Genomic DNA, 15430 nt, shown 5'->3' on the forward strand with positions numbered 1-15430 from the left:
TATTCCAGAACATCTCGCTTACTTATATTTGTCTCAAACATCAAAAAAATGAACACTAAAGACTTTACTTATAAAACATCACAACTTTTACCAGACTTAGGTTCGTATACAGCTGAAGCACCTAGCAATATTGCACTTGTGAAATACTGGGGAAAATATGGTGAGCAACTTCCCAAAAATACATCCATAAGTTATACACTCGACAATTGTAAAACCAAAACTGAAGTTGTTTTAAAGAAACGAATTGAGGCAGATGATCAGTTTCATTTTGAAGTGTATTTGGATGGTGATTTAAAACCTGCTTTCAAATCCAAAATTGAAACTTTTTTAAAGCGCATAGAAACCTATACGCCTTTTTTGAAATCTTTTGAATTTGAGATTCACACAAAAAATACGTTTCCCCACAGTAGCGGAATAGCTTCATCTGCTAGCGGTATGGCTGCTCTTTCAAAATGCTTTATGGCTATGGAAAATTCAGTAAAACCTGAACTGACAGATGAATTTCTGGCACAGAAAACATCATTTTTGGCAAGATTAGGATCTGGTAGTGCCTGCAGAAGCACAGGTGCTAAATTGGTCGTTTGGGGTAAGCACGAAGACATAGAAGGCAGCTCCAGCTTTTTTGGAATTGATTATCCGCATGAAGTCCATCCAAATTTCAGAGCGTTTCAAGACTCAATTTTACTCATAGATGAAGGCCAAAAACAAGTGAGCAGTAGTATAGGTCATGATTTGATGCACGGACATCCTTTTGCAGAGCAACGTTTTCAACAAGCAGATGATAATATTTCAAAATTGAAATCTATTTTATCCTCAGGTAATTTTGATGAGTTTTTTGCTTTGGTAGAATCTGAGGCTTTGTCACTTCACGCGATGATGATGACAAGTTCTCCATATTTCATCCTAATGAAACCTAATACTTTAGAAGTAATCAATAAAATCTGGGAACTTAGAAGATCTGAAGAGGTCCAGATCGGTTTTACGCTCGACGCCGGAGCCAATGTTCATTTGCTCTACCCGAATACTTCTTCTGCCAGGGTCAGAAAATTTATTACCGAAGATTTAATCCAATTTTGCCAGGGAGACAAAGTAATTCATGATCAAATTCAGTTTTAACTTTGTTTATAATATTTGAATTAAAGTTCAACAAAATAAATTAAATTTGTAGATATTATTTTTTTGAAGAGATATTTTTTCTTAATTGCCATTATTTATCTCTTAATAATCATTAATATTTGCAGAACAGATTGATTTTATCCTAAAGAGACACCTATGAAAGGACCCTTATTTTATTCCAAGATCTTATTATTTGGAGAATATGGTATTATTAAAGATTCCAAAGGACTTTCTATCCCCTACAACTTCTACAACGGAGCTTTAAAGGTTGACGAGAATCCAGATGAAAAGGCTATTAAGTCCAATAAAGAATTAAAGCGATTTTCTTCTTACCTGGAGGGACTGAACACAGAAAAAAGTACACCAGTTCGTTTTGATTTAGATTCATTAAATGAGGATCTGGACAAAGGAATGTATTTCGATAGCAGTATTCCTCAAGGTTATGGCGTAGGAAGTAGTGGAGCTCTGGTAGCCGCTATTTATGATAAATATGCGTTTGATAAAATCACAATTCTTGAAAATTTATCTAAGGACAAACTTTTGAAGCTCAAAACTATTTTTTCCAAAATGGAATCTTTTTTTCATGGAAAATCTTCAGGCTTAGATCCGCTTAATAGCTATCTAAGCTTACCCATACTTATCAATTCAAAAGACAATATTGAACCCGCAGGAATTCCTTCACAAGCTCAAAACGGTAATGGTGCTGTCTTTCTTCTGGACAGTGGCATCGTGGGAGAAACGGCTCCAATGGTTCAGATTTTTATGGACAATATGAAGCAGGAGGGTTTCAGAAATATCATGAAAGATAAATTCGTAAAACATACAGATGCCTGTGTAGATAACTTCCTGGAAGGTGATTTCAAATCGCTTTTTGGAAATATAAAGCATCTCTCCAATGTTGTTTTAGATAATTTCAAACCTATGATTCCTAAGCAGTTCCACGAGTTGTGGAAAAAAGGTATCGAAACCAACGATTACTACCTCAAGCTTTGTGGCTCTGGAGGTGGCGGCTATATTTTAGGTTTTACTCAGGATTTTGAAAAAGCCAAAAAAGCCCTGAAAGATCACAAATTGGAAGTGGTTTATACGTTTTAAAATCTATTGATTCATGTCTCGAGAGAACAAACGCCTTTGGCTCAAATTTTTGAGTTTGTTCTCCGTCATTCGCGGTTATAATATTCTTATTATTGTTATAGCTCAGTACTTGGCTTCCATATTTATTATGGCACATCACATCCCCATTAAGCAAGTTGTGCTGGATGTCAATCTTTTTTTAATCGTTGTATCAACAGCATTAGCCATCGCTTCCGGATACTTAATCAATAATTTTTACGATTCCGAAAAAGACCTGATCAACAGGCCCCAAAAAACCTTACTCGACAACTACGTCAGCCAGAAAACCAAACTAGGTGTATATTTTACACTCAACTTTCTCAGCGTCATCATCGCTAGCTACGTAAGTTTTAAAGCCGTTTTATTTTACTCCATTTACATTTTCATCTTATGGCTGTATTCTCATAAGCTCAAACGCTATCCTTTTTTAGGAACACTCACTGCCGGAGTGGTAGCTATATTGCCATTTTTCATCATTTTCGTCTATTATCGGAATTTTGAAGAAGTGATTATCGTACATGCGGTTTTTCTCTTTTTCATCATTCTTATCAGAGAACTCGTGAAAGACCTGGAAAATCTAAAAGGTGATTTCACATTAGATTACTCCACAATTCCGGTGAAATATAATGTGAAATTTACAAAGCGACTCATTTCTATATTGGTGATTTCCACCATCATTCCAGCGCTTATACTCGTGCTTTATTTCGATTCAGGTTACATGGATTATTACTTCCTCTTATGCGTGGTGTTACTCATCATATTTCTATTTCAGCTCTGGCGGTCGGAGCAGAAAATCCACTATCTGGTTTTACACAATCTTCTTAAATTTGTCATTGTTCTCGGCGTTTTCAGTATCATGCTTATTGATATCGAAGAGGTTTTAAAAAGAATCTTCTAGAGGTTTTATTTTGAATTTGTATCCGTTGGCCTCAAGCTTTACGATATACAGCTTAAGATAGGAAGCTAACTTAGAATATCCGTCCTGAGTGTAAAGAACCGATTTAGGTGAACGTTGTCCACTAGTGATAATTTGAATACTGAAGTCTTATCGATATTGGACCATTACTATTTTTATAATTTTCAACTCCAGTCAAAGACCTCACAGGTTTTTGAAACCCGTGAGGTCTCATCGCTTGCTAACAAAAATAATATTTTTCATAGCCTGAGAACACCCAACTTCAGATGAACGGTCTCTTCTGGAATAAAATTGAGAACTGAAGATTTATCGACAACGGACCATTACTAAAAGTTAGCTTGATTTTTATAACTTTCCAACTCAAGTCAAAGACCTCACAGGTTTTCGAAACCTGTGAGGTCTCATCTCTTGCTAACAAAAACAATAATTGCTTTAGCCTAAGAACACTCGTCTTTAGTTGTTCGTTATTCTTTAGTAATAAACGTATAAATTAAAGTCTTATCGACATCGGGCGTTCACATTTAAACTCACTACGTCATGAAAGTTTATTGTCGAAAAATATGGAGTCTAGCAGTGGTAAATTCCGAAGAAAATTTACTTCTCTTCAGGCAGATACTCCAACCTTAAGATATCGATATCCTCGATGAGTTTTTCTATCTCTTCAGGGTTGGTGCCGTCGTAGAATCCGCGGATGCGCTTTTCTTTATCCACCAATACAAAATTTTCTGTATGAACGAGGTCGTAGGGTCCGCCATCACCTTCGGTTTTGGAAGCCAGATATTCTTTTCTCGCCAGATTGTAGATTTGTTTTTTGTCACCGGTCACCAGATTCCATTTGCTGTCGATAACTCCTTTTTCTTTTGCATATTTTTTGAGCTGAGGAACGTCATCAATTTCTGGCGTTACAGAGTGAGAAAGTAATTTGATGTCATCGTCATTTTTGAACTCTTTTTGAAGAGTTTGCATGCTTTTGGCCATGTCAATACAAATGCTCTGGCAAGTGGTAAAAAAGAAATCGGCGACATAGATTTTGTCTTTATAATCCTTCTGTGTAATCGTATCACCATTTTGATTCACCAGCTTAAAATCTTTGACTTTATGATACTTGCGAATGTACTGGACCGTCGTATCCACAAGATCTGCAGTAACCATGCTTGGCTGAAAAACAGGAAGCTTGGGAGTGGGTTTTAACTGGTTGTAAATGAACGCAATGATGATTGCTGAAAGGATGAGCATCACCACAAAGAAAAACTTGTATCTAGCAAAAAACTTGAGCATAGTTGTGTAATATTTTGCAAAAATAACTCGAATGCATGTCCTGTAATGTCTCATTGGTTACAATTATTTGTTAACTATGCGGCGTAGAGGTTCAAAAATTTTTTATGCACCGATAAAAGATTACTTTTGCGACTGAAAATTTCTGATTAATGGATCCATTTTTTATCAAAGCAGTTCAACTCCTTTTGAGTTTATCTATACTAATTGTATTACATGAGTTAGGTCATTTTATACCGGCTAAACTCTTTAACACCCGAGTAGAGAAATTCTATTTGTTTTTTGATGTCAAGTTTTCGCTTTTCAAAAAGAAAATTGGCGATACGGTTTATGGTATTGGCTGGTTACCACTTGGTGGTTATGTGAAAATTTCCGGGATGATAGATGAGAGTATGGACAAGGAGCAAATGGCAAAACCACCTGAGCCCTGGGAATTTCGTAGTAAGCCAGCCTGGCAACGACTCATCATTATGTTGGGCGGTGTGACCGTGAACATTGTATTGGGATTCCTGATTTATATGATGGTTCTTTTTGTTTATGGTGAAAACTATTTGTCTCCAAAAGTTTTTGATAACGGTCTTGAAAGCACCGAAATCATGAAAGACTACGGGTTTATGGATGGTGACAAAATTTTAAGCGTTGATGGAGAACCTCTACAAAGCCAGATCGACATTAATAAATATTTATTGCTTAGGGATATAAGCACCGTAGAAGTGGAGCATCCAACTGGTAGCTCAGAAACTTTATCGATTCCGGAAGATATCGGTCAGCAGTTATTTCAATCTGGTAGTTTTCAGCCTTTTTCACCGATTAAGAAACCCATGATCGATAGCGTATTGGCAGATTCTCCAGCAGATAAGGCCGGGCTTAAAAAAGGAGACATGATTACGTCCGTTAATGGTGAAAAGATCAATTACTGGCATGAGTTCAGAAAAAAAATACAAGACAATAAAGGTGTGCCCGTTGAGGTAACTTATACGAGTGCGCCTCAGGAAAATCCTGGACTGGATAGAGAATTGGCAGCAGAGGGGTTAGGTAAAGTAAATGTGACTGCCGATGAAGATGGTCTTATAGGGGTCATTACTTCAGCTGTAAGCGCGGATGATATCTTAACTAAGTCCTACAGCTTTGGTGAAAGTATAGGTGCTGGATTTGATTTTGCTTATTGGACGCTTCATGATTACGTCGCACAATTCAAATACGTGTTTACTAAGAAAGGAGCTACACAAGTGGGAGGCTTTGGAGCCATAGGAAGTTTGTTTCCCGATGCCTGGGACTGGAAAGCCTTTTGGACCACCACAGCGTTTATCTCAATTATCCTTGCATTCATGAATATCTTACCTATCCCTGCGTTGGATGGAGGACATGTTATGTTCCTGCTCTATGAGATGATCTCAGGGCGTAAGCCTAACGAAAAGGTGATGGAATATGCCCAAATGGTTGGTTTCTTCATACTTATAGCTTTGGTATTGTTTGCCAATGGAAATGACGTCTACCGCTGGCTGACAGGAGGCTAAATTTTTAAATATTTTTTTTGAAAAAACGTTTTGTGAAACTAAATATTGGTTTATATTTGCAACCGCAAAACACGATAGTTCATTACATCATATAAATTCCCCCTTAGCTCAGTTGGTTAGAGCATCTGACTGTTAATCAGAGGGTCCAAAGTTCGAGTCTTTGAGGGGGAGCAAAGTAAGCCTGATATGAAAATATCGGGTTTTTTTGTTTTTAAAGAATAATGTTTCAATGACTTATAGTGTCTACATCCTGAACTCTGAAAAGCTTGATAGGTTCTATATTGGATTTACGTCAAACTTGGAAAAACGACTGGAGTTTCATCTTAATGCGGAATCTCACAAGTTCACTTCTAAGGCGAAGGATTGGGAGATCTATTTAAAGATTGAATGCAAATCTAAGGAACAAGCTTTAGCCATTGAGAAACACATCAAAAAGATGAAAAGTAAAGTATATATCCAGAATCTAAAAAAATATTCTGAGATGAAAATTAAATTGCTAGATAAATATAGCTAGGGTTCGCCCCGATAGGTATCGGGGTTGAGGAGGAGCAAGTAAGCCTGATATGAAAATATCGGGTTTTTTTGTTTTTAAATTTTTCCTTCCTTAAGTATTGAACTTACTGGTGTTCTACGAGATTTAAGTCAAAGTCAACTTTTTCCTAATAAAAATTAGGGTACCTATTTTAGATCTAAAAAGGTCGAGAAAAAGGTAACAAGGTTTTTTGAAAAAGGTAACACATACTGAACTGTATATCAATTAATTAAAATTGATATGAAAACAAACAGCTTAAAAATTAGATTTATACTCTATAAATCTAGGATGACAACTAACGGTAGAGCTCCAATCCATTGTAGGATCACTTACAATAAAATAAGAAAGAGTTTTGCTACAGGATTATCTGTAAATCAGAAAGATTGGAATTCAAAAACACAATGCTCAAATCAAGACGAAATTATCAATCAAAGACTCAAAATTGTTCATCATAAATTAGAGGAGATTGAATTGTATTTGAATTTCAAAAAAGATGAATATGAGGTTGAGGCTATCTTGGCCTTATATTTCAATAAACCCATTGAAGAAAAAGGTGAATCTGTAATTTCCTTTTATAATAAATTCTTGAACAGGCAAAAGGATCTAATCGGTAAGGATATAAAGCAAATTACTTGGAATAAGTATCTCTACATTTATAATCATCTTGATGAATTTTTAAAATCAAAATCACTGGTTAAGCTTGAATTAAAAAAACTCAAACTAAACTTACTTTATGATTTCGAATATTTTCTAAAAGCCAAAAAAGGGAATAAGCAAATCACAGTCAATAAGACTTTGCAGAGATTTAAGAAAGTTATAAAACAAGCTCAAATAGAAGGGCTTATTGACAGAGATCCATTTTTAGGCTATAAGGTGAAAAAGATAAATAAGCAAATTGTTTATTTAAAGCATTCTGAGTTAAAGAAACTAGAAGAACATAAGTTTGGGAATTACAGGCTTGAAAAAGTTAGAGATTGCTTTGTTCTATGCTGTTATACTGGTTTAGCTTATAATGAAATGTCTAGATTAAAATCTAAGCATCTCCAAACTAATGGGGGTGTGAATTGGATAATAATAGACCGTACTAAAACTGAAAAGACCCTAGAAATACCACTTTTGAAAAAAGCTGAAAATCTGATTTCCAAATATACTTTTGATAAGGTTTTAGAATTACCAGTTGTTTCGAACCAGAGATTTAATTCTTATTTGAAAGAAATAGCTGAAATAGTTGGGATAGAAAAGAATCTGACTCATCATGTAGCCAGAAAAACATTTGCTACTACAGTCTTGCTAGAAAATAATATTCCAATAGAAATTGTAAGCCATGTACTTGGACATAGTAGTATAAAAGTAACACAGGATCATTACGGTAAAATCTTAAGTAGTAGCGTAGCAAAGGAGTTTAAGTCTCTAAACTCGGGATTGCTGATTTTCTTATAATTATCATCTATTAAATTAAGCATCAGTGTTTTACGCATAAAAATACACGTTTTTTTCTTGCGTAATTGCATGGTTTTTCGTATCTTTTACTAATAAACCTATGCAGTTATGATAAAATATACGCCTTCTAATCAGTTAAGTTTATCCGAGTTTTCACATCCCTTCGAACAAGAATTGTTATCTGATAATCGCTGGGTAAAATTATCACAACTCATCCCTTGGGATGCTTTGGCAAAGGTATATTCCAATAAACTCAATGCACGTAGTGGTAGAGAGAGTATTGATGTCCGCATGGTTATAGGTGCAATTATTGTAAAGCATAAGATAGGGCTAAACGATAGAGAGACCGTTACGATGATTAGCGAAAACATCTACTTGCAATATTTCTGTGGATTAAAGTGTTTTCAAACCAAACCCCCTTTTCATCCCACTGTACTTGTAGCTATTCGTAAACGAATGGGGGCAGTAAATTTTGACTCTTGGAATACTCTAATCATTGAAAAGGCAGATAGCTTGAAGCCAAAAAGGGCAAGGAATATTCAAAAGAACACCGAGGAAGATGCCCCTAAACAATGTACCTCTGGTAGTAAACACAAAGGCAAACTAAAGATTGATGCTAGTGTGGCTGATCAAAGAATAGTGTTCCCTACCGATGCTGGTCTGCTTAATACAGCACGCAAAGAAAGTGAGCGAATTATAGATTTGCTCTACGAGCAAACCCAAGGAGTTAATAAACCTCGGGATTACCGTCGAGTAGCAAGAACAGAATATCTTGTATTTTCTAAAAAACGCAGAAAGACAACCAAACAAATAAACAAGTTCATTCGAAAACAACTAGGATATACTAGGCGTAACCTATCTTATATTGAAAAACTGTTAGACCAAATAGAAGATCAAAAAAAGGATGAACACTTGCCTGGCATGTTTACAGATCTTAGCACTGCTTATCCCTGTAAATTCCCTCTACCAAAACGGGACCAAAAGATTTACTGGGTGCTTCAACTCATCTATGAACAACAATACTATATGTATCACGAAAAAGTTAATAGTGTAAAAAATAGAATAGTCAATATTTATCAACCTTACGTTCGTCCTATCCCAAGAGGAAAGGATAAAGCATCAACAGAATTTGGAGCAAAGATTAGTGCTAGTGAGATAGATGGAATGAGTAGAGTAGAACATATAAGTTGGGATCAATTTAATGAATCTAAAGATTTAGTATTACAAGTAGAATCCTACAGAACCACCTTTGGTCACTACCCAGAATTACTACTGGCAGACCAAATATACCTCAACAGAGAGAACAGAAAATGGCTCAAAGAAAAAGGGATTAGAATTGTAGGAAAACCATTAGGGAGACCGCCAAAACAAGAGCTTTCTGCCTATCAAAGGCGAAAACTCAAAAAAGAGCGAAACCAAAGAAACCTAATAGAAGGAAAGTTTGGACAAGCAAAAAACGCATACGGACTTAGCAAAATAAAAGCCAAAAGAAAAGACACATCAGAAAGCTGGATTAGTGCCATTTTCTTCATAATGAACTTAATAAACTTATCAAAAATAGCAGATAAATATGCTATTTTTTGTGCCTTATTTAAAAATTGGATATATGCTAAGCTAAATCCCAAAATAAAAGGGTGTTTCTATAATACTGATGTCACTAAACTCTTTTTTATTCAAAATTACACACCTCTTGAACTAAAATAAGCTTGAGTAAATCAGCAAGCCCTAAACTCGAAACTTTAATTTTTTTTGGAAAATTTTCAGATGTTTCTTTCATGGAGTTAAGCGCTACATAATTAAGGATCAACCCCACTCTTTTTTTACTCTGGGATAGCCCCGTACACATTTAATCTTAAAATTATTATTATGGTAACTATTATTGATTTTAAAGCCAGTGCAAACAAAGAAACTGGTGAAGAATTCTATTCATTGATTGTTCAAGGAGGAGTTGAATCTGTAAAGAGCAGAGAGACTGGGCGTAATTACTTAACAGCTAGGAAAGCTTACGTCACTTCCACATTTAATGAAGTAACCTGCAAGGGTTTAATTGGCTCTCAAATACCTGGGCAAGTTGTAAAGGTAGATTCTGAACCATACAGTTATAAAATTCCTAACACTGAGGAAACAGTAACTCTTACTCATCAGTATCGCTATATGGATGATGAAGAAGCAACGGTCAAACAAAACGTTGTAGAATCTGAAATGGTTAACTAACCTTTTCAAACGTGTCAACTATGAGTCTCCTATGGGGGCTCATTTTTATTTATAGCCTACTATACTTGAAAATAGTAGGCTTTATACTTTTTAAAATTAGAAACTATACTTATGAAATTAGAAATAGCAAAAAAAGAAGCTCTTAAACTTAGAATAGGTTTAAGCGGAGCAAGTGGTTTTGGTAAAACTTATAGTGCATTATTGTTAGCCTATGGTATAACTCAAAATTGGTCCAAAATTGCGGTTATAGATACTGAAAATAACAGTGCAAGTCTGTATTCAAATTTAGGGGAATACAAGACTATAAATTTAAAACCTCCTTATGCACCAGAACGCTTTATAGAAGCCATAGAGCTATGTGAGACTAGCGGAATTGAAGTCGTCATTATAGATAGTATTTCTCATGAATGGAATGGGAAAGGCGGTTGTCTTGAAATACATGAGCAATTAGGAGGAAGGTTCCAAGATTGGGCAAAAATAACACCTCGCCATGGTTCCTTTATAGATGCCATACTCAGTTCTGAATGTCATGTAATTACAACTACACGTCGTAAAACTGATTATTCTTTGGATGTAGTTGGTAACGGAAAGACTAAAGTCATAAAACATGGAACCAAAGAAATTACGCGTGATGGTTTTGAATATGAGCTTACAGTGAATTTTGAACTTATTAATGATAAGCATTTAGCAAAAGCTTCTAAAGACAGGACTTCATTATTTATAGATAAGCCAGAGTTTATTGTAAACACTCATACAGGAAGAAAACTATTAGAATGGTGTACAGAGTCAAATGAGGATAGGCTTAGAGGCGTTTCAAATGAAATAGAGAGATGTGAAACTGTTGATGGCTTAAAACACATATATCAAAAGAACATAGACCTAAAAAGTGAAATCGTGCCAAAGCTTCAAATTAAAAAGCAAGAAATAGAAAGCTTAAAAAATCAAATTGTAGAATCTAAAAACATCGACTAATTATGGAACAAGTTATAGAAAGTCAGCATATTATTAATGAAAATGAATTGGTTGAACCTGACCTAAAGGCTAATAATTTTATAGGAGGAAAGACAGAAGAGGTTACTTTAGAACATTTAAAACAAGACTGTATTATTCCTGTATTTTCAAAAGATAATGAATCTACAATTTCTCATTATCAGTTTGTAAGTGAAATTCAAGACCTTATAGAGACGGCCATTCCTTCTATAAAATTAACCAAGCCTCTTATAAAAGTATCTCACACAATCAAAGGGAGAACACCAAGTGCAATAGGAAAACCTGCTAAAGATTTAGAAGATGATGAGAAAACTATCTATTATGAAAGATGTGCTTTTATATTTCAGGCTATCGGTAGAAGTGAAATCGTAAATGGAGACAAACTTAACCTTACTATAGGAGGAGTAAGAGCTTATAATCAAGAGAACTTGTACAGCACAAAGTCACTTGAAAAGTTTAAAGTGTTTATTGGCTATCAAAATATGATTTGTACTAATCTGTGTATTTCTACAGATGGCTTTGCTAGTGAAATTAAAGTAGGCTCTGTCCATGATCTTAAAGAGCATGTTCTAGATTTAGTTCAAAACTTTGATGCAAGTAGACTCTTAGGAATGATGGAACGGATGAGTAAATTTAAATTAAATGAGCAAGAGTTTGCCCACTTCATTGGAAAACTTAGAATTTATAATCATCTAGATAAAACTGCTAAAGCGAAATTGCCAAAAGTCTTAATTACAGACAGTCAAATTAACCATGTGGTAAGATCTTATATAAAAGACTCTCATTTTGGTAAAGATGAAAATGGAGAGATAAGTTTATGGCAGTTATATAATTTGCTTACAGACGCTAATAAAGCTTCCTATATTGATAATAACCTAGAGCGTAATGTAAATGCATACGAACTAATGAATGAGCTTGGAGATTCTTTACTTTATGAAGATCCTAATTGGTTTGTGCACCAATTTATATAGCTATTTTCTATGAAATCTAAATATTTCAATTCTATTTTAAAGTATTGCTCACCTAAAGTTTTATACATCATAAATGCTCACAGAAGATTGGATAAAAGGATTTGTCCGTTTGAAGTTAGAGCTAGATCAGATGTTGGAGACCTTAGGCGAGGAGATATCATGTCAGTTGAAAGTATAAAAGTAACACAAGACTTAGTTACAGTGTTTATTGTAAACCGTAAGGCCTACTATTACTATCATTTTGATATTCTTTAAATAGCTATATAATAAGTGTTATACTGTATTTTGAATTAAAAACTTTTGAGACGGCTTCACTTCCAAAAAAAGCCACTGAAAACGATTGATCAATTAAGCCATCTTTAAAATTACAACTTTTAGAGATGGCTTTTATCAATGTTTTAGGCACTCGTAAAAAATCTATACGAAAAATAAATGACAATATGCTTGCATATTATGTTAAAATTTCGTACATTTGTGTTAAATGAATGATTTAGTTTACAGAAGAGAGATGATGTTGAATGAAAAAACTAATTTTACCATAGGCAAAGCGCCTAATCTTTCCCCTACTATATCCTTTACCCATTCGATTATAAAAAAATTAAACCAGACAGGTAGAGACTGGTAATTTATATAAGATTAGTCTGAAATCTAGTCTTACACTTAATTAAAAAAATAAATGAAAGAAAGATTAAATGAAAAAAAAAGATTAAATGAACTTGAACGTCAACCAATCCAATCCAATCAATCACCATCAACTATTAATTCATCTCTAACTATCAACTATGTTACTGATGCTTCAGAGTTAGAAAAAACTAATGAAACCCCTAATTTCATTAGCAATTCAACAACTATTGATAGATTTGAAGAGGTTGATAACAATGTCACTTTACCGATATTTTTTGGTGAGTGTAAAATAATACAAATACCTAAAGGTATAAGAAGGCGTATTAAAAGGTTACCTAAAGGAATATTAAAAAAGATTGACTTTAATACAGATATGGCAGTTGAGAAGTGTTTTATTATGATTTCGAACTTGACTTATACTGTATTTGAAGATGAGAATTATTGGAAAGGATTGTCTTCAGAAATTTTAAAACATCAGTTCAAAAAAGGGTCTGATAATACATTTGTTTATAAAAAAATTATTGAGGCTTTAAAATATGAGACTAATAATACTGATCCAATTATAGACTGTAAAAAAAATAGTAACAACACAGAAACCTATCGTGAGAATTATTATGCAAAGCAATATAGGCTTAATAGTAGTTCGAAAAATATAGCTCTAGAATCATATCAGATTAAATTTGAAGACAACATAATTATTAAGGAAGATCATTGTTTGGAACAATTCAATAATGCAAGTTCTAATGTAATAGGACGAAACCTAATTAATGTTTATGGCCAAATAACTTTACCATCTAGGGATGTAATCTTAAATCATGCAAAAAAACTTGTCAAAGAAAATCACAAAAATAAAAAGGGTAAGAAATTAACTTTTCTAAATAAGAAATCGAAATCTTATTATTCAAGTTCAAAACCAAGGTCCTTTGTAGAATATAATATCAAATTATATGATTCTTTGGTAGGTAGTAATTATATGATTCCGAAAATTGGTGATTTTAAATCAGGTAATCGTGTAGTTGATAGTTTCAATTTAATGCCTTCTTGGATAAGATCATTGATTAAAATAAATAATGAAGAAATTATTGAGCTTGATTTTAAAGCTTTACATCCGAATATAGCATTTTCTATTTATGGTGAACCAGAACACCAAATAACTCACGAATATGTTGCTAAAGCCTTAAGCAAACCTTTGTATGAGATAAAAATTGAACATTTGTCTTTTTTTAATAAGAGAGTAGAAGATATGAAAAAAAGCATCCTCTATGATTTTTATTACGAAAGAGAAAAAGTAATGTTAGAAAATCTAATTCGAGAGAAAGAAAAATATAATTACAAGAAAACATCTCAACAATTATTTAAAAAAGAGGTAATTATAATGAGTGATATAATTTATGAATTAAACAGATTTGGTATTTATGTATTATATGTCTATGATGCATTGTATTGTAGACAAACTCATGAGGGAATAGTAACTGAAATAATGAATAGAGTAATTAAAAAACATGGCGTTTTTACCAGTATTGGATAATAAATAAATTTAATAGAATGATGACAGAAGCAGAAGAGAGAAAAAAATTTATAATCTACAAATCAACAAACCAGACAACTAATCAAGTATATGTTGGTTCTACGACGTATTCACTTCAACAGAGAAGGTTAGATCACCAAGAAAGAGCTAATAGAACAGAAGAAGGAAAGTTTTATGAAGCTATATCCACCTATGGATCCAATAATTTTAGTTGGGAAACCATAGATACTACTGAGAACACAGATGAATTAGCCTTAAAAGAGCAATATTATATTGCTGAATATGATTCTTACAATTCTGGCTATAATTCAGATTGTGGTGGTGGATTTAAGAAAACAGTATTCCAATACTGCAAGGAAACAGGAAAACAAACCGCTAGGTTTGAATCTTTAGAAGAAGCTGCAAAGTCAGTTAACACTTCTAGATCTAACATAAGCTCAGCATGTTTAGGAGGCTCTAAATCAGCAAAAGGGTTTAGTTGGTCATACAAAGACCTTGATAGTTTTAAAACTGCTGATAAGCGCTTAAAATACGTTAAGCAGTTAGATGTAGATGAGGTCATTATCAAAGAATATAAGTCTATAGCTGAAGCTTCCAGACAAACAGGAATAAGCAAATCATGTATTGCAAAGACTGTAAGGGGAGAGAGGCAATATGCAGGAGGATTCTTGTGGATGAAATAAAGGCTACAATGCCTTATAAAAATAAAACCAGTTCATTTATTTGGGCTGGTTTTTTTTAAAACTAATAACAATTGATCATTAAGTATTTATATTTAAGGTTACAATATTTATTTTACTGTATACATTAAATGTGAAAACTAAAGGATTGGTTAAAGTAAATATAAGAAGAGAGGATTTTTGTTAGAAGACATAAAAACAGAGATTAGTTTGAGCTAAGTGTTGAAGACAGCTTTTCTGTTTTTAATGACAGTATTTTGGTGAAACCCAGTGATTTTGGCAATTTCTACATTCTTGTAGCCTTTCTCCAGTAATTCAATAGCTTTCTTATTCTTTGTTTTAGTCAAAAATTCAATAGGGTTTTCTTTAGTCCGTATACTGCGGCCCTTATATACTCCCCTAGCTTTTGAGATAGCAATTCCTTCTAGCTGTCTTTCTCGGATTTGGTTTCCCTCCATTTCTCCAATAAGACAATAAAAAAATCACTAAATTTATACTATTAATAAAACGGAGA

15 protein-coding genes and 1 tRNA gene are annotated in these 15430 nt (G+C 33.7%); 14 read left to right on the forward strand and 2 right to left on the reverse strand.

Annotation, left to right across the window (positions count from 1 at the left end; all coding sequences use genetic code 11):
• Nucleotides 1–48 precede the first annotated feature (48 nt).
• The 3 genes from LB449_RS11345 to LB449_RS11355 all read left to right on the forward strand — a co-directional run bounded on the left by LB449_RS11345 (nt 49) and on the right by LB449_RS11355 (nt 3127).
• Nucleotides 49–1116: a diphosphomevalonate/mevalonate 3,5-bisphosphate decarboxylase family protein gene (locus tag LB449_RS11345; protein ID WP_224455215.1), complete on the forward strand. Its 1068-nt coding sequence runs from the start codon at nt 49–51 to the stop codon at nt 1114–1116.
• A 156-nt stretch (nt 1117–1272) separates the two neighbouring features.
• A complete protein-coding gene (locus tag LB449_RS11350) occupies nt 1273–2211 on the forward strand; it encodes a mevalonate kinase family protein (protein WP_224455216.1) in 939 nt (312 codons plus the stop codon).
• 13 nt (nt 2212–2224) lie between these two features.
• The gene (locus LB449_RS11355; protein ID WP_224455217.1) at nt 2225–3127 is read left to right on the forward strand and encodes a geranylgeranylglycerol-phosphate geranylgeranyltransferase; all 903 of its coding nucleotides are present in this window, start codon (nt 2225–2227) and stop codon (nt 3125–3127) included.
• Between the two features lie 612 nt (nt 3128–3739).
• Here the strand turns inward: LB449_RS11355 and LB449_RS11360 are convergent.
• Nucleotides 3740–4423 (reverse strand): SCO family protein, encoded by a 684-nt coding sequence (locus tag LB449_RS11360; protein WP_224455218.1) that lies wholly within the window; start codon nt 4421–4423, stop codon nt 3740–3742.
• Between the two features lie 149 nt (nt 4424–4572).
• Here LB449_RS11360 and rseP point away from each other — a divergent pair, with 149 nt between their 5' ends.
• From rseP to LB449_RS11415, 11 genes are all read left to right on the forward strand, one after another.
• Entirely contained in the window at nt 4573–5937 is a 1365-nt protein-coding gene (gene rseP, locus LB449_RS11365; RefSeq protein WP_224455219.1) for an RIP metalloprotease RseP, read from the forward strand.
• Nucleotides 5938–6034: 97 nt separating this feature from the next.
• A tRNA-Asn gene (locus LB449_RS11370) sits at nt 6035–6108 on the forward strand.
• 58 nt (nt 6109–6166) lie between these two features.
• On the forward strand, nt 6167–6451 hold the full coding sequence (locus tag LB449_RS11375; protein ID WP_224455220.1) for a GIY-YIG nuclease family protein: 285 nt from the start codon (nt 6167–6169) through the stop codon (nt 6449–6451).
• 258 nt (nt 6452–6709) lie between these two features.
• On the forward strand, nt 6710–7909 hold the full coding sequence (locus tag LB449_RS11380; protein ID WP_224455221.1) for a site-specific integrase: 1200 nt from the start codon (nt 6710–6712) through the stop codon (nt 7907–7909).
• A 108-nt stretch (nt 7910–8017) separates the two neighbouring features.
• Entirely contained in the window at nt 8018–9613 is a 1596-nt protein-coding gene (locus tag LB449_RS11385) for an IS5 family transposase (protein WP_224455222.1), read from the forward strand.
• A gap of 162 nt (nt 9614–9775) precedes the next feature.
• Entirely contained in the window at nt 9776–10123 is a 348-nt protein-coding gene (locus tag LB449_RS11390; protein WP_224455223.1) for a hypothetical protein, read from the forward strand.
• A gap of 111 nt (nt 10124–10234) precedes the next feature.
• Complete coding sequence (locus LB449_RS11395; RefSeq protein WP_224455224.1) at nt 10235–11095, forward strand: AAA family ATPase; 861 nt, start codon at nt 10235–10237, stop codon at nt 11093–11095.
• Nucleotides 11096–11097: 2 nt separating this feature from the next.
• A complete protein-coding gene (locus tag LB449_RS11400) occupies nt 11098–12084 on the forward strand; it encodes a DUF3871 family protein (RefSeq protein WP_224455225.1) in 987 nt (328 codons plus the stop codon).
• Between the two features lie 9 nt (nt 12085–12093).
• On the forward strand, nt 12094–12339 hold the full coding sequence (locus LB449_RS11405; RefSeq protein ID WP_224455226.1) for a hypothetical protein: 246 nt from the start codon (nt 12094–12096) through the stop codon (nt 12337–12339).
• Nucleotides 12340–12760: 421 nt separating this feature from the next.
• Nucleotides 12761–14236, forward strand: coding sequence for a hypothetical protein (locus LB449_RS11410; RefSeq protein ID WP_224455227.1), 1476 nt, complete (start codon nt 12761–12763; stop codon nt 14234–14236).
• Nucleotides 14237–14253: 17 nt separating this feature from the next.
• Entirely contained in the window at nt 14254–14919 is a 666-nt protein-coding gene (locus tag LB449_RS11415; protein ID WP_224455228.1) for an NUMOD1 domain-containing DNA-binding protein, read from the forward strand.
• Nucleotides 14920–15131: 212 nt separating this feature from the next.
• Here the strand turns inward: LB449_RS11415 and LB449_RS11420 are convergent, their stop codons facing one another.
• Nucleotides 15132–15374, reverse strand: a complete 243-nt coding sequence (locus tag LB449_RS11420) for a hypothetical protein (protein WP_224455229.1) — start codon at nt 15372–15374, stop codon at nt 15132–15134.
• Nucleotides 15375–15430: the final 56 nt, after the last annotated feature.

This window comes from Psychroflexus lacisalsi (genome assembly GCF_020164495.1).
Taxonomy (GTDB): domain Bacteria; phylum Bacteroidota; class Bacteroidia; order Flavobacteriales; family Flavobacteriaceae; genus Psychroflexus; species Psychroflexus lacisalsi.